The sequence below is a fragment of the Brevundimonas sp. genome (assembly GCF_019636155.1).
Taxonomy (GTDB): domain Bacteria; phylum Pseudomonadota; class Alphaproteobacteria; order Caulobacterales; family Caulobacteraceae; genus Brevundimonas.
Genome location: NZ_JAHBYB010000008.1, coordinates 60,458 through 80,595 on the forward strand (window position 1 = coordinate 60,458; position 20,138 = coordinate 80,595).

General features: G+C 69.3%; 19 protein-coding genes. 9 read left to right on the forward strand and 10 right to left on the reverse strand.

The window, feature by feature from the left end; all coding sequences use genetic code 11:
* The first annotated feature begins 110 nt into the window (after positions 1-110).
* Positions 111-689 carry a DUF4168 domain-containing protein gene (locus KF910_RS10190; protein ID WP_292261546.1) on the forward strand — a complete coding sequence of 193 codons (579 nt, stop codon included), beginning with the start codon at positions 111-113 and terminating at the stop codon, positions 687-689.
* Between the two features lie 87 nt (positions 690-776).
* Here the strand turns inward: KF910_RS10190 and KF910_RS10195 are convergent, their stop codons facing one another.
* On the reverse strand, positions 777-1,967 hold the full coding sequence (locus KF910_RS10195; RefSeq protein WP_292261548.1) for an acyl-CoA dehydrogenase: 1,191 nt from the start codon (positions 1,965-1,967) through the stop codon (positions 777-779).
* Between the two features lie 108 nt (positions 1,968-2,075).
* On the opposite strand from KF910_RS10195, the gene KF910_RS10200 reads away from it, so the two are divergent.
* The gene (locus KF910_RS10200) at positions 2,076-2,342 is read left to right on the forward strand and encodes a DUF6356 family protein (RefSeq protein ID WP_292261550.1); all 267 of its coding nucleotides are present in this window, start codon (positions 2,076-2,078) and stop codon (positions 2,340-2,342) included.
* Positions 2,343-2,345: 3 nt separating this feature from the next.
* Here KF910_RS10200 and KF910_RS10205 read toward each other — a convergent pair whose 3' ends face one another.
* On the reverse strand, positions 2,346-3,140 hold the full coding sequence (locus tag KF910_RS10205) for an SDR family oxidoreductase (RefSeq protein WP_292261555.1): 795 nt from the start codon (positions 3,138-3,140) through the stop codon (positions 2,346-2,348).
* On the reverse strand, positions 3,137-3,433 hold the full coding sequence (locus KF910_RS10210) for a 4a-hydroxytetrahydrobiopterin dehydratase (protein ID WP_292261561.1): 297 nt from the start codon (positions 3,431-3,433) through the stop codon (positions 3,137-3,139). Before KF910_RS10210 ends, KF910_RS10205 begins: the two co-directional genes overlap by 4 nt.
* 112 nt (positions 3,434-3,545) lie before the next feature.
* Here KF910_RS10210 and KF910_RS10215 point away from each other — a divergent pair, with 112 nt between their 5' ends.
* Genes KF910_RS10215 through KF910_RS10230 form a run of 4 tightly spaced genes read left to right on the forward strand, consistent with a single transcriptional unit; the run spans position 3,546 to position 7,122 of the window.
* Positions 3,546-4,247 (forward strand): hypothetical protein, encoded by a 702-nt coding sequence (locus tag KF910_RS10215; RefSeq protein ID WP_292261565.1) that lies wholly within the window; start codon positions 3,546-3,548, stop codon positions 4,245-4,247.
* A gap of 9 nt (positions 4,248-4,256) precedes the next feature.
* Positions 4,257-5,018, forward strand: a complete 762-nt coding sequence (locus KF910_RS10220) for a class I SAM-dependent methyltransferase (RefSeq protein ID WP_292261570.1) — start codon at positions 4,257-4,259, stop codon at positions 5,016-5,018.
* Complete coding sequence (ubiB, locus tag KF910_RS10225) at positions 5,006-6,604, forward strand: 2-polyprenylphenol 6-hydroxylase (RefSeq protein ID WP_292261574.1); 1,599 nt, start codon at positions 5,006-5,008, stop codon at positions 6,602-6,604. Before KF910_RS10220 ends, ubiB begins: the two co-directional genes overlap by 13 nt.
* A 20-nt stretch (positions 6,605-6,624) precedes the next feature.
* The gene (locus KF910_RS10230) at positions 6,625-7,122 is read left to right on the forward strand and encodes a hypothetical protein (protein WP_292261579.1); all 498 of its coding nucleotides are present in this window, start codon (positions 6,625-6,627) and stop codon (positions 7,120-7,122) included.
* 24 nt (positions 7,123-7,146) lie between these two features.
* Here the strand turns inward: KF910_RS10230 and KF910_RS10235 are convergent, their stop codons facing one another.
* Together KF910_RS10235 and KF910_RS10240 are read right to left on the reverse strand one after the other, a co-directional pair.
* Positions 7,147-9,252, reverse strand: a complete 2,106-nt coding sequence (locus KF910_RS10235) for a PBP1A family penicillin-binding protein (protein WP_292261581.1) — start codon at positions 9,250-9,252, stop codon at positions 7,147-7,149.
* Between the two features lie 122 nt (positions 9,253-9,374).
* The gene (locus KF910_RS10240; protein WP_292261587.1) at positions 9,375-10,340 is read right to left on the reverse strand and encodes an alpha/beta fold hydrolase; all 966 of its coding nucleotides are present in this window, start codon (positions 10,338-10,340) and stop codon (positions 9,375-9,377) included.
* A 118-nt stretch (positions 10,341-10,458) separates the two neighbouring features.
* On the opposite strand from KF910_RS10240, the gene KF910_RS10245 reads away from it, so the two are divergent.
* Positions 10,459-11,580: an aromatic ring-hydroxylating oxygenase subunit alpha gene (locus tag KF910_RS10245; protein WP_292261594.1), complete on the forward strand. Its 1,122-nt coding sequence runs from the start codon at positions 10,459-10,461 to the stop codon at positions 11,578-11,580.
* Positions 11,581-11,583: 3 nt separating this feature from the next.
* On the opposite strand, the gene KF910_RS10250 is transcribed toward KF910_RS10245, so the two are convergent.
* Complete coding sequence (locus KF910_RS10250) at positions 11,584-12,207, reverse strand: SCO family protein (protein WP_292261615.1); 624 nt, start codon at positions 12,205-12,207, stop codon at positions 11,584-11,586.
* Positions 12,208-12,249: 42 nt separating this feature from the next.
* On the opposite strand from KF910_RS10250, the gene KF910_RS10255 reads away from it, so the two are divergent.
* Entirely contained in the window at positions 12,250-13,758 is a 1,509-nt protein-coding gene (locus tag KF910_RS10255; protein WP_292261621.1) for an ActS/PrrB/RegB family redox-sensitive histidine kinase, read from the forward strand.
* Between the two features lie 56 nt (positions 13,759-13,814).
* Positions 13,815-14,369: an ActR/PrrA/RegA family redox response regulator transcription factor gene (locus KF910_RS10260; protein ID WP_292261625.1), complete on the forward strand. Its 555-nt coding sequence runs from the start codon at positions 13,815-13,817 to the stop codon at positions 14,367-14,369.
* A gap of 100 nt (positions 14,370-14,469) precedes the next feature.
* On the opposite strand, the gene mmcB is transcribed toward KF910_RS10260, so the two are convergent.
* The 4 genes from mmcB to KF910_RS10280 are packed head-to-tail and all read right to left on the reverse strand — an operon-like array spanning position 14,470 to position 19,982.
* A complete protein-coding gene (mmcB, locus tag KF910_RS10265; RefSeq protein ID WP_292261627.1) occupies positions 14,470-14,916 on the reverse strand; it encodes a DNA repair putative endonuclease MmcB in 447 nt (148 codons plus the stop codon).
* 50 nt (positions 14,917-14,966) lie between these two features.
* Complete coding sequence (locus tag KF910_RS10270; protein WP_292261631.1) at positions 14,967-15,410, reverse strand: hypothetical protein; 444 nt, start codon at positions 15,408-15,410, stop codon at positions 14,967-14,969.
* A gap of 24 nt (positions 15,411-15,434) precedes the next feature.
* Positions 15,435-16,955, reverse strand: coding sequence for a 2-oxoglutarate dehydrogenase complex dihydrolipoyllysine-residue succinyltransferase (gene odhB / locus KF910_RS10275; protein WP_292261634.1), 1,521 nt, complete (start codon positions 16,953-16,955; stop codon positions 15,435-15,437).
* Between the two features lie 18 nt (positions 16,956-16,973).
* Positions 16,974-19,982 carry a 2-oxoglutarate dehydrogenase E1 component gene (locus tag KF910_RS10280; protein ID WP_292261643.1) on the reverse strand — a complete coding sequence of 1,003 codons (3,009 nt, stop codon included), beginning with the start codon at positions 19,980-19,982 and terminating at the stop codon, positions 16,974-16,976.
* Positions 19,983-20,138: the final 156 nt, after the last annotated feature.

Sequence of the window (20,138 nt, forward strand, 5' to 3'; positions counted from 1 at the left end):
GGCGCCGATCCGGCGCCTGGCGTCCCGCAAGCCGCCGCATTTGCATGTGCGAATAAGGGGCCCTTATGCTGGGGGTCCTCCCCCCACCTAAACAGTTCGAAGGATTGCCTATGCGTTTCGCCGTTCTCGCCGCCGCCTCCCTGCTGACCCTCGCCGGCGCCGCCCACGCCCAGGAGCCCGCCGACGCGCCGGCCGCCCAGGCCTCCGTCACGCCCGCTACCGTCACCGACGACGAGCTGCTGAAATTCTCGGCCGCCATGACCAAGCTGCGCACCGTGGCCGCCGCCGTGGGTTCGGGAACCCCGACCGAGGAACAGCAGGCCGAGATGGCCGCCGCGGTCGAATCCTCGGGCCTGGAGATCGACCGGTTCAACGCCATCGCCCATATCTCGGGCGATCCGCTGTTCCGCGCCCGGCTGAACGTGGCCTCGGCCCCCGCCTCGGCGGAAGGTTCGGTCGGCGCCTCGGTCAGTGACGACGAACTGGGTCGTTACGCCCGCGCCGCGACCCAGGCCCGCACCGTGGCCCAGGCCGGCGGCACCCCGGCCGAACAGCAGGCCGGCATGGCCGCCGCGGTCGAAGGCCAGGGCCTGACCCTGGACCGGTTCAACGCCATCTCGGCCGCCACCTCCAGCGACAGCCGCCTGCGCGCCCGCGTGGCCCTGGAGCAGCTGAAGGCCGAAGCCTGATCGCCCATTCGGCGTGAAGACGAAGAAGGGGCGACGCCGCCGGCGCCGCCCCTTTTTTCTGCGTCGAGGTTCGGTCGCGGCGACGGCCTAGAAGGCGCTCTCGCCGGTGATGGCCCGGCCCAGGATCAGGGCGTGGACGTCGTGGGCGCCCTCATAGGTGTTGACCGTCTCCAGGTTCATGGCGTGGCGCATGACGTGAAGCTCGCCGGTGATGCCGGCGCCGCCGTGCATGTCGCGGGCCTCGCGGGCGATGGCCAGGGCCTTGCCGCAGTTGTTGCGCTTCATCATCGAGATGGCTTCCGGAACCCAGGCGCCGGTGTCCAGAAGGCGGCCCAGGGCATAGGCGCCCTCGAACCCCAGGAAGATCTCGGTCTGCATGTCGGCCAGCTTCTTCTGCACCAGTTGGCGCGACGACAGGGGCCGACCGAACAGCATCCGCTCGGCGACATAGTCGCGCGTGGCGTGGAAACAGAATTCCGCCGCCCCCATGGCCCCCCAGGCGATGCCGTAGCGCGCCTTGTTCAGGCAGGAGAACGGCCCGCGCAGGCCCTTGACGCCGGGCAGCAGATTTTCTTCCGGCACCAGGACGTCGTTCAGCCCGATGTCGCCGGTGATGGAGGCGCGCAGGCTCAGCTTGTCGCCGATCTTGTCGGTGGTGAAGCCGTCCATGCCGCGTTCGACGATGAAGCCGCGGATCACGTCATCCAGCTTGGCCCAGACGATGGCCAGATCGGCGATGGGCGAGTTGGTGATCCAGTATTTGGCGCCGTTCAGCCGGTATCCGCCCTCTACCTTTTCGGCGCGGGTCTTCATCCCCGCGGGGTCTGAACCGCCGTCGGCCTCGGTCAGGCCGAAACAGCCGATCAGTTCGCCCGCCGCCATGCGCGGCAGGAAGCGCATCTTCTGCTCTTCCGACCCGAAGGCGTAGATCGGATACATGGCCAGGGACGACTGCACGCTCATGGCGCTGCGGTAGCCGCTGTCGATCGCCTCGATCTCGCGCGCGATCAGGCCATAGGCGACGTGGCTGGCGCCCGACCCGCCATATTGTTCCGGCAGCATGGCCCCCAGGAAGCCCATCTCGCCCATCTCGGTCATGATGGAACGGTCGAAGGTCTCGTCGCGGAAGGCGGCGACGATGCGCGGCAACAGCCTGTCGCGGGCGTAGGCGCGCGCCGCGTCGCGGATCATGGCCTCGTCGTCGGTCAGCCGGCCGTCCAGGTCCAGCGGGTCGTCCCAGCGGAAGGTCTTGGCGGGTGCGTTCGAGCCGTCGGCCATGTCGGGTCGGTTCCTGTGTTCCGGAAATCCGGGGCTTTAAGCCAAATCGTCGCGCCGGGGTAGGGGGCGACTGGAGCCCGGCGGCGGACCGGGTTACCCTGCGTCCCCATGAAAGCGACCCTGAACCGTCTGTTCGCCGAACACCCGCGCGAGGTCGGCGAAAGCTATTTCGAGCACATGGCCGCCTCGTCCGGCTTCGGCTTCAAGCTGCTGAAGCTGGCCGCCTGCGCCTTCGCCCACGCGGTGGTGCCGGGGGTGCACAAGGCCACGGTCTCATCGAACATCTGCCGCATGGCGACCGAGATGAGCGGCCGCGCCGAAGAGGCCCGGGACTGCCGGATGCGCGACGCGGGGGTCTGGGACCCGGGGCTGTGACGGCTACTGGGCCGTCATCCCCCCGTCGATCTTGAACTCCGAGCCGGTGACGAATTTCGACTCGTCCGAGGCCAGGTAGAGGACGCACCAGGCCACGTCGTCCGGCTCGCCGATGCGCTTGAGCGGTATGCCGCGGCTTAAGCGTTCGTGCGCCTTGGCCTCGTCGCCGCCGCTCATGGCGATGAAGGGGTCCAGGATGGCGGTCTTGATGAAGACCGGATGCACGGAATTGCAGCGCACGTTCCAGTCGGCCTTGGCGGCCTCCAGGGCGACGGTCTTGGTGTACATCCACACGCCCGCCTTGGTGGCGTTGTAGGCGCCCATCCCTGGCCCCGCCGCCAGGCCGGCGATCGACGAAATATTGATGATCGAGGCAGGCGCGCTGGCCCTCAGGTGCGGCATGGCGTGTTTGCAGCCGAACATGACCGAGCGCAGGTTGATCTCGAACTGGCGGTTCCAGTTGGCAGCCGTGTCCTGCTCGACGAAGACCAGGTCGCCGCCGATCCCGGCATTGTTCACCAGCACCGACAGCCCGCCCATCTGGCCCACGGCGGCGGCGATGACGGCGGCCCACTGGTCTTCGTCGGCGACGTCATGGACATGGGCGAAGGCCGCGCCGGGGATCTCGGCGTTGATCGCCTCGGCCAGGGCGGCGACACGCGGCCCGTCGATATCGGTGACGGCGACCCGCGCGCCCTCGCGCGCCAGCATCCAGGCCATGGCCTCGCCCAAGCCGCCGGCCGCCCCGGTGATCAGGGCGGCCTTGCCGGCCACCCGCCCCTGTTTCGCGCCCGTCATTTCGCGTCTCCGGCGATGGAATCGATGAACCGCGCCAAATCCAGATCCTTCTGCGTCACCCCGCCCGCGTCATGGGTGGTCAGCAGCACCTCGACCCGGTTGTAGACGTTCGACCATTCGGGGTGATGGTCCATGGTCTCGGCCTTCAGGGCCACGCGGTTCATGAAGCCCCAGGCGGCGTTGAAGTCGGCGAAGGCCAGGCTGCGCGCGATGGCCGGGCGCGGATCGTCGGCGTGGCGCCAGCCGGGCAGGTCGCCCAGGGCCTGCTGAACCTCGATGACGGAACTGGACATGGCGGCGTCTCCTCGGCGGCGGTCCCTGTCGGGGTAGCGGGCGCAAGGCCCGGCGGCAAGCGGCGCGCGCAGGGCTTGGCGCGGGCGGGAAAATCCGTTCAATCTGCGTCCCATGACCGAGCCGGCGACCCAGGCCCCGATCCGCCGCCATCCCTTCGCGCGCTGGCGCCGCTGGCTGCCCCGGGCCGCGTTCGAAAGCCTGCTGATCGTCTTCTCGGTGGTCCTGGCCCTGGCCCTGACCAACTGGGCTGAGGAAAGACGCACGGCCCATCGGGTGGCCGAGATGCGGGGATTCCTGATCCAGGAGATCCGCACCAACCGGGCCGATCTGGGCTCGGACTACTATATTCCGCATCATCAGCGACTGAAAAACACGTTCGGCCAGGCCGGCGGGCGGCCGGGCGCGATCGTCACCCGACGCGGGGCCGAACCAGCCATCGCCGCCCTGTTCAGCAGCGGCATTCACCTGATGATTCCCGGCGATGCGGTCTGGAGCAGTATTTCCGCCAGCGACCTGTTCGAACACATGGACGCCCAGGAGCTGTTCCTGCTGGCCCGGGTCTATCGCGCCCAGGAGACGCTGGAGAGCACCAACAGGGCGGGTTACGAGAACGCCGTCGGCCTGCTGGACATCCTGACCGACGAGAACGACGCCCATCGCCAGATGATGCGGATGACTATCTTTCTGGAAGACCTGATCCAGCAGGAGACCAACCTTTTGAGGCTTTACGATCAGGCCCTGGCGGAAATGGATCCCAAGGCGCCGCCGCCTGCGGCCACGCGAACGGATGACGGGGCCGCGCCGAAAGGCTAGACCGCGCCCATGACCGAGACCGCCACCTCCCCCTTCGGCTTCAAGGACGTCGATGCGCGCGAGAAGGTGCGCCTGGTGCGCGGGGTCTTCGACAGCGTGGCCGGCAAATACGACCTGATGAACGACCTGATGAGCGCGGGGGTGCACCGGCTCTGGAAGGACGCGGCGGCGGCGAAACTGAACCCCCGTCCGGGCGAGGTGATCCTGGATGTCGCGGGCGGAACCGGCGACATGGCGCGGCGGTATTCGAAAATGGCCCGCGCGGCGCAAGCGAGGATGGGGGGCGAGGACGCCTCGGTCATCGTGCTGGACTACAATGCCGAGATGATCCTGGCCGGGGTCGAGAAGGGCGGCGAGCCGGAGATGAGCTGGACCGTCGGCGACGCCATGGCCCTGCCCCTGCCCGACGCCTCGGTCGACGCCTATTCGATCAGTTTCGGCATCCGCAATGTCTCGGACGTGGCCGGGGCCTTGAAGGAGGCGCGGCGGGTGCTGAAGCCGGGCGGCCGCTTCCTGTGCCTGGAGTTCAGCCGGCCGGTCGCCGGACCGGTGCGCCGCGCCTATGACGCCTGGTCCTTCCACGCCATCCCGCGCATCGGCGGCTGGGTCGCGGGCGACAAGGACAGCTATCAGTATCTGGTTGAAAGCATTCGCCGCTTCCCGGACCAGGCGACCTTCACCCGCATGATCCAACAGGCGGGTTTCAGCCGCGTCACCCACACCAATCTGTCCGGCGGGATCGCCGCGATCCATCACGGGTGGGCGATCTGAGCCGTCTGACCGTCAAGACGCCGCCCCCGCCGCCGCGCGCCCTGCCGGTGCGCGATCCGCTGGGCGCCTCGCTGCGGCTGGTCGGCTGGCTGGGCGTCCTGGTGCGCCACGACGCCCTGGCCCCGCGCGAGATCACCCCCCTGCTGCCCGCCTGGGGCCGCTGGATCGCCCATCTGCTGCATCTGTTCGCGGGCCGCGAGGCGCGCCAGGGCCGGCCCGGCGAGCGGCTGGCCCGCGCCTGCGAACGCCTGGGGCCGGTGGCCATCAAACTGGGCCAGGTCCTGGCCACACGGGCCGACATCTTCGGCGCCCAGTTCGCGTCCGATCTGGGCCGGCTGAAGGACCGTCTGCCGCCCTTTTCGACCGACGAGGCCCGCGCCGAGATCGAACGCTCCCTGGGCCGGCCGGTCGAGGCCCTGTTCGTCCAGTTCGATCCGCCCGTCGCCGCCGCCTCCCTGGCCCAGGCCCATCCCGCCTGGCTGGCGGACGGCCGCAAGGTGGCGGTGAAGGTGCTGCGGCCCGGCGTCGAACGGCGGGTGGCCAAGGGGCTGGACGCCATGCGGCTGGCGGCGCGGCTGGCGCACCGGTTTGTTCCCGTGGCCCGGCGGCTCGAGCCGGCCGCCTTCGTCGAGACCGTGGCCCGTGCGCTTCAGCTCGAGCTGGACATGCGGCTGGAGGCGGCGGCGGCGTCGGAGCTGGGCGACATCATGCGCGCCTCGGCGGCCGACGGCGGCGGCCACATGATGGCGCCGGGGGTAGTCTGGGACGGGGTCGGGCGCCGCGTCCTGACCCTGGAATGGGCGCAGGGCCTGCCCATGACCGATCCTGCGGCGGCCGACCAGCCGGGCCTGGACCGCAACGCCCTGGCCGACAACATCGTGCGCGCCTTCCTGTCACAGGCTCTGGATCACGGGGCCTTTCACGCCGATCTGCACGAGGGGAATCTGTTCGCCCGCGCCCCGGCCGAGGTGACCGCCGTCGACTTCGGAATCGTCGGCCGCCTGGGCCCGGCCGAGCGGCGCTATCTGGCCGAGATCCTGTGGGGTTTCCTCAGCCGCGACTACGACCGCATCGCCCGCGTCCATTTCGAGGCCGGATACGTCCCGCCGCACCATTCGGTCGACGCCTTCGCCCAGGCCCTGCGCGCCGTGGGCGAGCCGGTGATCGGCAAACAGGCGTCCCAGGTCTCCATGGGCCGTCTGCTGGGCCAGTTGTTCGAGATCACGGCCCTGTTCGACATGCACCTGCGGCCAGAGCTGATCCTGCTGCAGAAGACCATGGTCTCGGTCGAGGGGGTGGCGCGCCGCCTGAACCCCGATCACGACCTGTGGGAGGCCGCCCGGCCGGTGGTCGAGCGCTGGATCCGCCGCGAACTGGGCCCGGCCGCCCAGGCGCGGGAAGCGGTGGACGAGGCCGTCGCCGCCCTGAAGGCCCTGTCCCGCCTGGTCCAGGATCCGCCCCAGGCCCAGACGGTGGTCGTCGAGCGGTCCCATGGACCCGGCTGGCCGGTCGCCGTCCTGTCGCTGCTGCTTGGCGCCGCCGTCACGGCCCTTGTCTTGACGCTTTGGCCGGGCATTCTTTCCTGAACCTCGCAGGAGCGCCGACCATGAAGACCCTGATCGCGGCCCTGATCCTCGGCATGGCCGTCCCCTCGGCCGCCCTGGCCCAGGATGGGGCAGCCGCCGGCCGCATCCCCAACACCTTCGACGGCCCCGCCGCGGCCCAGGCCGCCCCGCCGCCCGCGCCCGAGCCGCGCTCGGTCTCGGGCGCCGAGATCGGTCCGGACGTGAAACGGTCCGAGGACGCCCTGCGCGCCGTGGTGGCCCAGGCCCAGGGCGAAGGCCTGGACTACACCATGTTCAGCGACAGCCTGGCCCAGCGCATCCGCGGCCAGGCGGCCCAGATCATTCCCATCATCAAGGGCTTCGGCGAACTGCAGGAAGTGATCTATGTCGGCCAGGAACAGGGCGCGGACCTGTTCGCCCTGGATTTCGCCCAGGCCCGGACCCAGTGGATCATCGGTTTCAACGCCGAGGACCAGATCGCCGTCCTGCTGTTCCGTCCGGCCCCGGCCGAGCCGACGACGCCGTCTCACGACCACTGACCGCCAGGGGCCGATAGGCCCGCGTCAGAAGAACAGGGGTTCGGGCTTCTTCTCCGGCGGCTGACGCGCCTCGGGCTGCTGGTTCGGCGGATCGCGCCGCTCGGGCTGGGGCGTCGTGGGCCGGACCACGGGCTGGGTCGTGGCCGGCGGGGCGGGATCGGGGCGATAGGGCTGGCCCTGGTTCGGATCGACCGGCTGGGACGGGGCGCCGCCGGTGGAACCGCCCAGGACGTCGCCGATCTGGCCCATCAGGTCGCCCACCGGGTCCGGCGCCTGCCAGCCGTCGGGCATGGCCGGGCCGTCGGGAATGCGCGGGGCGTTCAGGCGCGGCAGGGCCGCCTCCATGAACCCCTTCCAGATAGCGGCCGGCGACGAACCGCCGGTGACGCCGCGCATGGCGGTGTTGTCGTCCTTGCCGACCCAGACGGCGGCGACGAAGCCGCCAGTGTAGCCGACGAACCAGGCGTCCTTGTAGTCCGAGGTCGTGCCGGTCTTGCCCGCCAGGTCGCGACCGCCGATGGCCACCGACCGCGCCGTGCCCGAGGTCACCACCCCGCGCAGCATCTGGTTCAGGTAATACAGGGGCGGATTGTTGATCGCCTGGCCCGCGGCGGCCTCGCCGCCGCCGCGCTGATAGATGACCCGTCCGGCCGGGGTGCGGATGCGGCTGACGCCATAAGCCTCGACCCGGCGGCCGCCGTTCGCAAAGGCGTCATAGGCGGTGGCCATCTCCAGCGGAGAGACTTCGACGGCGCCCAGGGCCATGGCCGGCTCCAGGCCGATACGGCTGGTGATGCCCAGACGGCGGGCGGCGCGCGCCACGCTGTCACGGCCGATCTGATCGGCGACCGAGGCGGCGACGGTGTTGATCGACTGGGCCACCGCCTGGGCCAGGGTCATCTGGCCCGAGAAGGTGCCGGAATAGTTGCGGGGCGACCAGGAGCCGATGCGGATAGGCTCGTCCACCACCGGGGTCTGGGGCGTGTATCCGGCCTCCAGCGCCGCCAGATAGACGAAGGGCTTGAAGGCCGAGCCGGCCTGACGCCGGGCGTCCACGGCGCGGTTGAACTGGCTGTCGGCATAGCTGGCGCCGCCGATCATGGCGCGGACCCGGCCGTCGCCGTCCAGGGCCACCAAAGCGGCTTGTTGAACTCCGCGCGAGGCGTCGCGGTCCAGAATGCGGCGCACGCTGCGCTCGGCCGCGGTCTGAAGCGTCAGGTCCAGGGTCGTCTCGACGATCAGGTCCTCGGTCGGTTCCCCGACCAGGCCGCGGATCGACTTGTCCAGCCAGTCGATGAAATACTGGGCGTGCTGGGTGGCCAGGGTGCGCGACACCCGCACGGGCTCCAGAACGGCGGCGGCGCGCTGTTCGGGTGTGATGACCCCCATGTCCTGCATCTCGTTCAGGACCACGGTGGCGCGAGTGGCGGCGCGTTCGGATTCCGACACCGGCGAATAGCGCGAGGGCGCCTTCAGCAGGCCCGCCAGAAGGGCGGCCTCGCCCACCGTCAGGTTCTTGGCCGACTTGTCGAAATAGCGCTGCGACGCCGCCTCGATGCCATAGGCGCCGGCGCCGAAATAGACCCGGTTCAGATAGAGGGCCAGGATCTCCTTCTTGCTGAATTTCATCTCCAGCCAGACGGCCAGCATCAGTTCCTGGACCTTGCGCTTCAGGTTCTGGTCCGGCGTCAGGAACAGGTTCTTGGCCAACTGCTGGGTCAGGGTCGAGCCGCCCTGGACCACCCGGCCTGCGCGCATGTTGGAGAGGATGGCGCGGCTCATGCCGATCGGGTCGAAGCCGGGATGCCAGTAGAAACGCCGGTCCTCGATGGCGATGAAGGCGGCGGGAACATAGTCGGGCAGGGCGTCCAGGTCGGCGGGCGGCGCCTGCTGGGTTCCACGGGTGGCGATCAGGGCGCCGTTGCGGTCCAGATATGTGATCGAAGGCTGGCGATCGACGTTGTAGAGGCTGGAGGTGTCCGGCAGGTCGCGCGCGAAGACGGCGAAAAAGACGACCAGGAAGATCACCCCCCAGACCGCCGTCACGGCGCCCCAATACAGCAGCTGCTGCATGCGGGTGCGCCCCCGCGCCCCGCCCTGATCTCTGCCGCCTTGGCCGAAACCCGCCATGGAAACCCTTCAGACCCTAAAGCCGTATCCGGTCTAGCCGAACGCCGGTCTCGCGCAAACGCCCCTCATCGGTCACGCGACCGTGAAGCGGATTTTCGCCGAAACCATGACCGTGCAGCGGATTAATCTAAAAAGGCGTTCACCTCGGCCTCGAACCGCTCGGGCTGGTCCAGCATGATGAAATGGGCGCTGTCGTCGATGCGTTTCAGCTGGGCCGAGGGCAGGGACATGAAGGACGCCTGATAGATACCGTCGGTGATCTCCGGCGTCATGCCCGGAAACTCGAAGGCGACATAAAGAACCTCGACCGGGGCGGTGATGCGCGGCAGTTCAGCCCGTAGGTCGGTCAGCATCAGTTCGCGATAGGCGTTTGCCGACACGGTCCGGTCGCTGGTCGCCGCGTCGTGCAGGGGGCCGGCGCGCAGCGCCTCGGTCTTGATCATGGCGCCGACCGTGGCCGCGACCTGGGCTGCATACTGTTCATCGCTCAGGGCCTGGGAGCGGGCGTGCATCGCCTCCACTCCCGGCGTCACCGTCTCGACCGTGGGGGCCACGCCGGGAGGGGCGAACATCACCCCGACAAAGGGCATCATGTCCACCACCATCAGCTTGCCGATGCTGTCCGGATGGCGGGCGGCCAGCATCATGCCGAAGGTTCCGCCCATGGAATGGCCGATCACCGCAGGCTTGTTCAGCCCCTGTTCGGCGATATAGCGGGCCAGATCCTCGGCCACGGCGCCGAGGATGGGGCCCGAGGCGTTATCCATCGCCGGCGCTCCGGCGAAGCCCTGAACGTGGATTCGGTGGATGCGATAGCGGTCCTTCAGCGCATCGGTCAGCCGATCCCATACCTCGGGCGATGACGACAGGCCGGGGATCAGGATGATGTCGCTGATCGGATGCTCCGGCCCATCGACACGCACATGGAAGCGGCCGGAACGGAAGTCGGCGTGGGCGTGGCCGTGGTCGGCGTGTTCGTCGGCCGCCGTTTGCGCCGGCTGGGCGCCATGATCGTGATGCTGGGCCATGGCGGGCCCGGCGGCGGCGACAAGGGCCGCGGCGGCGGCGCTGGCGAACAGTCGGGTCATGGGGTCTCCCCTTGGCGACGAGCCGTCGGCCCGCCTTCGCTGTCTATGGACCTCATCGATGACGGCTTTGCACGCGGCCGGTCAAGACTTCGCGCGCGGGTAGCGCTAGGATCGGCGCATGACGCCCGCCGACAGCGCCCAGACCCCTGCCGCCGCACCCCAGGCCAAGGCCCCGCCCGCAGCCTTCGGCAAGGGGTTCGTGACCGACGCCTGGTATTTCGTCGCCCTGTCGCGCGATGTCGCGCCCGGATCGCTGCGTCGGCAGGAGCTGATGGGCGAACCGGTGCTGATCGGACGGACCAACGGAGGGCAGGTCTTCGCCCTGCGCGACATCTGCCCGCACCGGGCCGCGCCCCTGTCGGCCGGCCGGGTGGTGCAGAAGCCCGGCGAGGGCGAGACGGTCGAATGCCCCTATCACGGCTGGCGGTTTCGGCCCGACGGCGCCTGCGCGGCCATTCCCTCCCTGGTCGAGGACCAGGCGTTCGAGACGGACCGCATCCGGGTGCGGGCCTATCCGGTTCGCGAGAGCCAGGGGCTGGTCTTCGTCTGGATGGCGTCCGATCCCCGCAATCCGGCCGAGCCGGACCACGAGCCGCCGGTATTCCCTGGCGTCGTCGGCGGGGGGGCCAAACTGGTCGAATGGATGGATTTCGACAGCCACATCGACCATGCCGTCGTCGGGCTGATGGACCCCGCCCACGGTCCCTATGTCCACCAACAGTGGTGGTGGCGGTCAGAGCATTCGATGCACGAGAAGGCCAAGGCCTTCGCCCCGGTCGAACACGGCTGGGCAATGGTGCGGCATGCGCCCTCGTCGAACAGCCGGGCCTATCGCATCCTGGGCGGCGCGCCGGCGACCGAGATCACCTTCCGCCTGCCCGGCTATCGCTGGGAGCACATCCAGGTCGGCGAGAAGCAGGTCCTGGCCCTGACCTGCCTGACGCCCATCACCGAGACGAAGACGCGCATCACCCAGATCTTCTGGTCCGACCACTGGGTCTTCGGCCTGGCCAAGCCCTTCCTGCGCATGGGGGTGGTCGCCTTCCTGAAACAGGACGGCGGCATGGTGAACCTGCAGAACGAGGGGCTGCGCTACGACCCGGCCCTGATCTGGATCGACGACGCCGACAAACAGGCCAAATGGTACCAGCAGCTGAAGCGCGAATGGATGCGCAGCCGGGCCGAGGGTCGAGCCTTCGTCAATCCCATCCAGCCGACCACCCTGCGCTGGAAGAGCTGAGGCTCAGCCGCGCGCCACGGCTCGGCGGATGACCTCCGCCGCCCGCTCCGGCCCCAGGTCGTGCGCTAGGGCGGTGCGGAAGCGGCCGTCCGGCCCCATCAGATAGATCGTCAGCGAATGCTGCATCGTATAGGCCTCGCCCTCGCCCACCCGGGCGTAGCTGGCGCGATAGGCCCCGGCGATGTCCCGCACCTGGTCCGGCGTGCCGGTCAGGCCGATGACGCCCCGGGGGAAGCCGTCGCTGGACAGATAGTCCTTCAGGGCCTGGGGGGTGTCGCGTTCCGGATCGACCGAAACGAAGACGACCTGCAGCGGCGGCCCGTCCGGGCCTAGCTGCTTCTGGGTGGCGTCCAGCATGGCCAGGGTCGTGGGACAGTAGTCTGGACAATAGGTGAAGCCGAAGAAGACCAGGCTCCATTTGCCGTTCAGCATCGTCTGGTCCACGGCGCGCCCGTCCTGATCCACCATGGTGAAGTCGCCGCCGATCAGGGGCTGGCCCTGTTCGCTGACCTGGACGGCGCCGGCGTCGGGCGCGCGACGGCCGGACACGGCGATGGCCGCCACGGCGATGACGGCCGCCAGGGCCACGCAGGCGGCGGCGAACAGAAGGATCGGGCGACGGGGCATGGGGCTCTCACGGTTCGGATCGCAGGGGTCTATAGAAGACGCGTGAGTTTCGAAGAAGCCTCGACATCGCCGCACCTGCACGACCCGGCCCGCGCCGGCGTCCTGGCCGGCTGGCGCGACCTGCCCCGGCGCGGAAGGGGCCTGTCGCTGCGGACCCTGATCGTTCTGCGCTGGCTGGCGCTGGCGGGCCAGACGGCGGCCGTCCTGACGGCCTTCTTCGCCCTGCATTTCCCCCTGCCGCTGGGGCCTTGCCTGGCCGTGATCACCGCCAGCGCGGTCATGAACCTGGCCGCCACCTCGCACCTGCGGCGCACGGACAACCGCCTGCCCGACGGCCGCCAGACGGCGGTGCAACTGGGGTTCGACATCCTGCAGCTGTCGACCATGCTGGCCCTGACCGGGGGACTGGAGAACCCCTTCTGCCTGCTGCTGGTGGCGCCGGTGACCATCGCGGCGGCGGCCCTGCCGTCGCGCCAGGCCCTGCTGCTGGGGCTGATGGTGCTGATCGCCGCGGGGGTGATGTTCTACTGGTCACTTCCCCTGCCTTGGCGGCCGGGCGAGCATCTGGACCTGCCGCCCCTCTATCGCTTCGGCATGGCCCTGGCCCTGGTCACGGGGGTGGTCTTCACCGCCGCCTATGCCTGGCGGGTGGCGGCCGACGCCGAGAAGCTGGAACTGGCCCTGGCCACGACCCAGGACGTGCTGCAGCGCGAGCAGAGGCTGGCGGCCCTGGGCGGGCTGGCGGCGGCGGCGGCGCACGAGCTGGGCACGCCCCTGGCGACCATCCAGGTGGTGGCCAAGGAACTGTTGCGCGCCTCGCCGCCCGACAGCCCGGCGGCCGAGGACGCGGCCCTGATCCTGCAGCAGTCGGAGCGGTGTCGGGGCATACTGAAACGCCTGTCCCAGCGGCCGGAGCAGGGCGACAAACTCTATGCCGACGTCGGGCTGAAGGCCCTTCTGGAGGAGGTTGTGGAGCCTCACCGCGGCTTCGACCTGGAGTTCCAGGTCGCCGTCCTGACCCCGCCCGGACGGCCGGCGCCGCGGGTCAAGCGCCTGCCAGAGATCATCCATGGCCTGTCGACCCTGGTCGAGAACGCCGCCGACTTCGCCGACAGCCGGGTGACGGTCCAGGCTACGGTCGACGCGGGCTGGATCGAGATCGCCGTCATCGACGACGGCCCCGGCTTCGCCTCCGAGGTCCTGCCGCGCCTGGGAGAGCCCTATGTGACTACCCGCCCGCACGGCAAGGCGCGCCAGGCCCTGGCCGCCCAGATCGCCGCCGCGGCCCGCCCGGTGACCCCGTTCCGGGGCCGCAAGGCCTCGCCCAAGCCCGATCCCATCGCCCCCAGCCAGGGCGGCATGGGCCTGGGCTTCTTCATCGCCCGCACACTGCTGGAACGGACCGGAGGCGCGCTCAGTGTCGGTTCGGCCTCGCCCGAGGCGGGACGGCGAGGCGGCGGCCGGGGCGCGCGGGTGGCCGTTCGCTGGTCGCGCCAGACCCTGGAGGCGCCGCCCGAGGCCGGGGCCGAAATGTCGCAGCACGATGGCTGAGCCTTGACCGGAGCGACCCCGGCCCCGACCTGTCCGTATCAGGAGACCGAACACAGATGTCCGACCTCGACGCCCGCATCACCGCCCTGGACGACCGAACCCTGCTGTTGCTCGACGACGACCAGGCGCTGCGCACCCGCATGGGCCGGGCGCTGGAGGCGCGCGGGTTCGAGGTGACCCTGGCCGCCTCGGTGGCCGAGGCCAACCAGGTGCTGCGCGAGCGGGTTCCCGCCTTCGGGGTGCTGGACATGCGGCTGGAGGACGGCAATGGGCTGAAGGTGGTCGAGACCATGCGCGAGCGGCGCCAGGACGCCCGCATCGTCATGCTGACCGGATATGGCGCCATCGCCACGGCCGTGGCGGCGGTCAAAGCCGGGGCGGTCGACTATCTGTCCAAGCCCGCCGACGCCGACGACGTGGTCAAGGCCCTGCTGGCCGTCGGCGACGCGCCCGAACCACCCGAAAATCCCATGAGCGCCGACCGGGTGCGCTGGGAGCATATCCAGCGGGTCTATGAGCTGTGCGACCACAATGTTTCCGAGACGGCGCGCCGCCTGGGCATGCACCGGCGGACGCTTCAGCGGATCCTGGCCAAGCGGGCGCCGCGATAGGCGCGACGCGCCCATCGCTTTTTTTTGGCCTAACGCTCGCGTCGCGGACGCTCGCTGCTTGAGGCCATTTTGGGCCTAAGGCTCGCCCCTTGAAGTCGAACTATTCTCGGAAGTTTCGCAGGGCGCCGAGCCGCGCGAACGCCAGGGTCAGAGCCTTGCGCCGCGCGGGGGGCAGGGGTGTCGAAGGCGCGTCGCGGACGACCGCGCCGCCGAAGCCGTCGGCGACGATCAGGCCGGGTTCGACGGGCAGGACGCCTTCGGGAAACTGGGGCGCGACCGCGAAATAGAAGGCGTCGCAATAGGGCCCGTATTCGTGCCATTTGCGGTCGACGCGGTAGTCTTCGACGCCCGACTTGACCTCGACGATGATGATGTCGCCGCGTGGGCCCAGGGCCATGACGTCGGCGCGGCGGCCGTTGGGCAGGCAGACCTCGGTCAGGGGCGCATAGCCCATGTCGACCATCAGCCGCGCCGCGCCGCGGGTGACGCCCAGCGTCGTCTCGGGCCGCGAGAAGACCAGTTCCAGATGCACGGCGGGGGCGGGCATCCGGGCATATGTTCCGCTTGTGTTCCGAAGGTCAAGCGGCGGGCCGGACCCTAGGGTGGGTCCAGCAATAGCTTGGCGACGATCGCCACCCCGCCCCAGACGGCGATGAACAGCAGGCCGGCCAGCAGCATTCCGGTCCCCGATACGCCGCGGAAACGCCGCGGCAGGCTGTTGCCCCAGAAGCCGCCCGTAGCGAAGGCGGCCAGGGCCATCAGCGCGCCGAAGGCCCAGGTTCGGGTCGGGCGCGGCGGCAGGTCATCGCCCTCGTCGGTGGCGAACTCGCCCGAACCGGCCCGGGCCAGCAGGTCGCGGGCCTGGTCGGCCTGGACGCCGGGAACCATCAGCCGGATCCCCAGCGCCCGCTGCATCAGGGGATCGACCGTGGTCTGGAACCGCTCGGTCACGCTGACTTCGATGGCGTGCGAGGCCAGGAAGGCGGCGGCCAGATCGGCCTCATAGACGTCCTGGAAACGGGCGATCTCGACCAGGGACAACGCCCGCCTTCCCGACGTTCGGCCTTACAGATCCAGCAGGGCGCGTTGCGGGTCTTCCAGAAGTTCCTTGATACGCACAAGGAAGGTCACCGCCTCCTTGCCGTCGACGATGCGGTGATCGTAGCTGAGGGCCAGGTACATCATCGGGCGGATCTTGACCTCGCCGTTCACGGCCATCGGCCGCTGGACGATGTTGTGCATGCCCAGGATGCCGGACTGCGGCGCGTTCAGGATCGGCGTCGACATCAGCGAGCCATAGGTGCCGCCGTTGGTGATGGTGAAGGTGCCGCCCTGAAGCTGGTCCAGCGTCAGGGCGCCGTCGCGGGCGGCCTTGCCCAGGGCGGCGATGCCTTTTTCGATCCCCGCCAGAGACAGGGCGTCCGCATCGCGCAGCACCGGCACCACCAGCCCCTTTTCGGTGCCGACGGCGATGCCGATGTCATAATGGTTCTTGTAGATGATGTCCGTGCCGTCGATCTCGGCGTTGACGGCCGGGATCTCGTGCAGGGCGGCGACGACCGCCTTGGTGAAGAAGCTCATGAAGCCCAGCTTCACCCCGTGGCGCTTCTCGAACGCCTCCTTGTACTGGGCGCGCAGGGCCATGACGTTGGTCATGTCCACCTCGTTGAAGGTGGTCAGCTGGGCGGCCGTGTTCTGCGATTCCTTCAGGCGGCGGGCGATGGTCTGACGCAGGCGCGTCATCTTCACCCGCTCTTCGCGCGGCTGGTCGGCGCGCGGCGCGGCCGGGGCGGCGGGCGCAGACGCCGGGGCGGCGGCCGGGGCGGGAGCGGCGGCGCCGATGGCGTTCAGGGCGTCGCCCTTGGTGATATTGCCCTTGGGACCGGTGGCGGCGATGGCCTTGGGATCCAGGTTGTTCTCGGCCACGACGCGGGCGGCGGCGGGCGACAGGTGCGGGCCGTCCGAGGCGGCGACCTGGGCCGAGCCGGTGTTGGCGGGCGCGACCGCCGGGGCCTCGCCCGAGGCGGCGCCAGAGACCGCGATCCTCCCGATCGACTGGCCCGGGGTGACGCTGGCGCCGGTGTCGGCGGTGATGGTCAGGATACCCGAGGCGGGGGCCGAGACCTCGACGGCCACCTTGTCGGTCTCGATCTCGACCAGCAGTTCGTCCTTGGCGACGGTGTCGCCGTTCTTCTTCTTCCAGGCGCCCATGGTCCCTTCGGCGACGCTTTCGCCCATGGTCGGCACGGGGATGTCGATGCTGGCGGCGGCGGCCGGAACAGCCTCGGCCTTGGGCGCATCGGCCTTGGCGGTCTTGGCCGGCTTGTCGGTCTTGGCCGGAGCCGCCGCAGCGCCTTCGGAGACGACACCCAGGACCGCGCCCGGGGTCACCGTGTCGCCGGCGTTGAAGCGGATTTCCGACAGCACGCCATCCGACGGCGAAACCACCTCCAGCGAGACCTTGTCGGTCTCCAGCTCGACCAGAAGTTCGTCCTTCTTCACCGGCTCGCCGGCGGCCTTGGTCCATTTGGCGATGGAGGCTTCGGTGACGGATTCGCCCAGGGCGGGGGTCAGGATGTCGGCCATGGTCTTAGCGCTCTCAGGTCAGGCGAAGGCTTCGGTCAGGAAGGCGTTCAGTTCGGAAAGGTGGCGGCTCATCAGGCCGGCTGCGGTGGAGGCGGAGGCCGGGCGGCCGACGTATCGGGCGCGTTTGGCCCGGATGTCCAGCTTCTCCAGCGTCAGTTCCAGCCAAGGATCGACGAAGGTCCAGCCGCCCATGTTCTTGGGCTCTTCCTGGCACCAGACCAGTTCGGCCTGGGGGAAGCGGGCTAGTTCGGTCAGCAGCGACTTCATCGGCCAGGGATAGAACTGCTCCAGCCGCAGGATATAGACGTCGTCCACCGGCTTGCCCGCGGCGGCGTCCTTCTCGCGGCGTTCCAGCAGGTCGTAATAGACCTTGCCCGAGCACAGGATGACGCGGCGGATGTCGGCGTCGGCCTTCAGGGTGATCCCCGCGACCTCGGGCCGGGTCTGGGCGTCGTCATGCAGCACCCGGTGGAAGGCCGAGCCCTCGGCCATGTCGGCCAGGGTGGACACGGCCTTCTTGTGACGCAGCAGCGACTTGGGTGTCATCAGGATCAGCGGCTTGCGGAACGGCCGATGCATCTGGCGGCGCAGGATGTGGAAATAGTTGGCCGGGGTGGAGCAGTTGGCGACCTGCATATTGTCCTCGGCGCAGGCCTGCAGGAACCGCTCAAGCCGGGCCGAGGAATGCTCCGGCCCCTGGCCCTCATAGCCGTGCGGCAGCAGCATGGTCAGGCCGCACATCCGCAGCCATTTGCGTTCGCCCGAGCTGATGAATTGGTCGATGACCACCTGGGCGCCGTTGACGAAGTCGCCGAACTGGGCCTCCCACATCACCAGGGTGTTGGGGTCGGCCAGGGCGTAACCGTATTCGAAGCCCAGCACCGCCTCTTCCGACAGGGCCGAATCGATGACCTCGAAATGGGCCTGGCCCTCGCGCAGGTTGTTCAACGGGACGTAGCGGCTCTCGGTCGTCTGGTCGATCACGCCCGAATGGCGCTGGCTGAAGGTGCCGCGCACCGAATCCTGACCGGACAGGCGGATCGGGAAGCCTTCATCCAGCAGGCTGGCGAAGGCCAGGCTCTCGGCCGTGGCCCAGTCGATGTTCTGACCGGTCGTGATCGCCTCGCGCCGGCCGTCGATGACCCGTTTCAGCGTCTTGTGGATATCGACGGCGTTGGGAATGGTCGTCAGCCGCGCGCCCAGGTCGCGCAGTTTTTCGGCCGGGACGTCGGTGCTGCCACGCCGCTCGTCGCCATCGGCCAGGCCCATGCCGGTCCACTGGCCGTCCAGCCAGTCGGCCTTCTTGGCCTGGAAATCCTTGCCCGCGTCGAATTCGGCGTCCAGGAAGGCCTCGAACCGGGCGATCTCGGCCTCGACATCGGCCTCGGTCATCATGCCTTCGGCGACCAGGCGGCGCGAATAGGTCTCGCGGGTCGAGGGCTGGTCCTTGATCTTGCGATACATGACCGGCTGGGTGAAGGTCGGGTCGTCGCCCTCGTTGTGGCCGAAGCGCCGGTAGCAGAACATGTCCACCACCACGTCCTTGTGGAATTTCTGGCGGAACTCGGTGGCCACCTTGGCGGCGAAGACCACCGCCTCGGGATCATCGCCGTTCACGTGGAAAATCGGCGCCTGGACCATCAGGGCCACGTCCGACGGATAGGGCGAGCTGCGCGAGTTGCGCGGGCTGGTGGTGAAGCCGATCTGGTTGTTGATGACGAAATGCAGGGTACCGCCGGTGCGGTAGCCCTTCAGCCCCATCAGGGCGAAACATTCGGCCACCACGCCCTGGCCGGCGAAGGCCGCGTCGCCGTGGATCAGAAGAGGGGCGACCTTGGTGCGGTCAAGGGCCCAGGTCTCTTCGGGCGCCCCGGCGTTGGCCTCGCGGATGTCGAAGGCCTGTTTGGCGCGCGCCTTGCCCAGGACGACCGGGTTGACGATCTCCAGGTGCGAGGGGTTGGCGGTCAGCGACAGGTGGACCTTGTTCTCATCGAACTGCCGGTCCGAACTGGCGCCCATATGGTATTTGACGTCGCCCGAGCCCTCGACGTCGCTGGGCACGGTCGAGCCGCCCTGGAATTCGTGGAAGATGGCGCGATAGGGCTTGCCCATCACCGCCGCCAGGACGTTCAGCCGGCCCCGGTGGGCCATGCCCAGGACGATCTCGTCCACGCCCAGGGCGCCGCCGCGCTTGATCACCTGCTCCAGGGCCGGGACCATGGCCTCGCCGCCGTCCAGGCCGAACCGCTTGGTGCCGGGGAAGCGTTTGTGCAGGAAGCGTTCGAAGCCCTCGGCCTCGATCAGCTTGTTCAGGATGGCCAGCTTGCCTTCGCGGGTGAAGGTGTTGCGGTCGAACCGGTCGGCGCCCTCGAACCGCTGTTGCAGCCAGGCTTTCTCCTCGGGCTCGGCGATATGCATGAACTGGATGCCGATATTGCCGCAATAGATGGCCTTCAGCCGGGCCATGACCTCGCGGATCGTGCCGGTCTCAAGGCCCAGGACCCCGTCCAGATAGATGGGCCGGTCCATGTCGGCCTCGCCGAAGCCGTGGAATTCGGGCGTCAGCTCGGGATTGTTCGCCGGCAGTTCGATGCCCAGGGGGTCCAGGGTCGCCTGCAGGTGGCCGCGCACGCGATAGCTGCGGATCAGCATCAGGGCGCGGATGGAATCGTGGGCCGCGGCCCGCACGGCGTCAGAAGACACGGCGGCGGCCGGCGCGGTCGGGGAGGGCGCGGCCTTGGCGGCCTTCGGGTCCGGCCTGGGCACCGGCCAGCGCCCGTCGAACACGGCGGTTTCCTCTGTCGGCTCGCTGACGGCGCCGCGGCCCCAGCCGCCGGCGTCGGCGGCGGCCTTCACGCTGTCGGCATTGTCGCGCAGCTGATCGAAGAAGGCGCGCCATTCGGCGGGCACCGAGGCGGGATCGGCGGCCCAACGGCCGTGCAGATCCTCAATGAAGGCGGCGTTCGACCCATAGAGGAAGGAGGTCTCGGCAAAGACCTGGTTCAGCCGCCCGGCGTCGTCAGCCATCGTTCTCGTCAGTCCCATGTCGCCCAAGTCAGGAGGGCGCGCGCCCGTGCGCGCGAGGCGACGAGGCTCATATAGGCCGTGTTTCCTCAGGGGTCATGACCGAATGGAGGCGAACGGCGAAGATTTTCACCGCAATTCGTCCCATCGCCGCCTTTC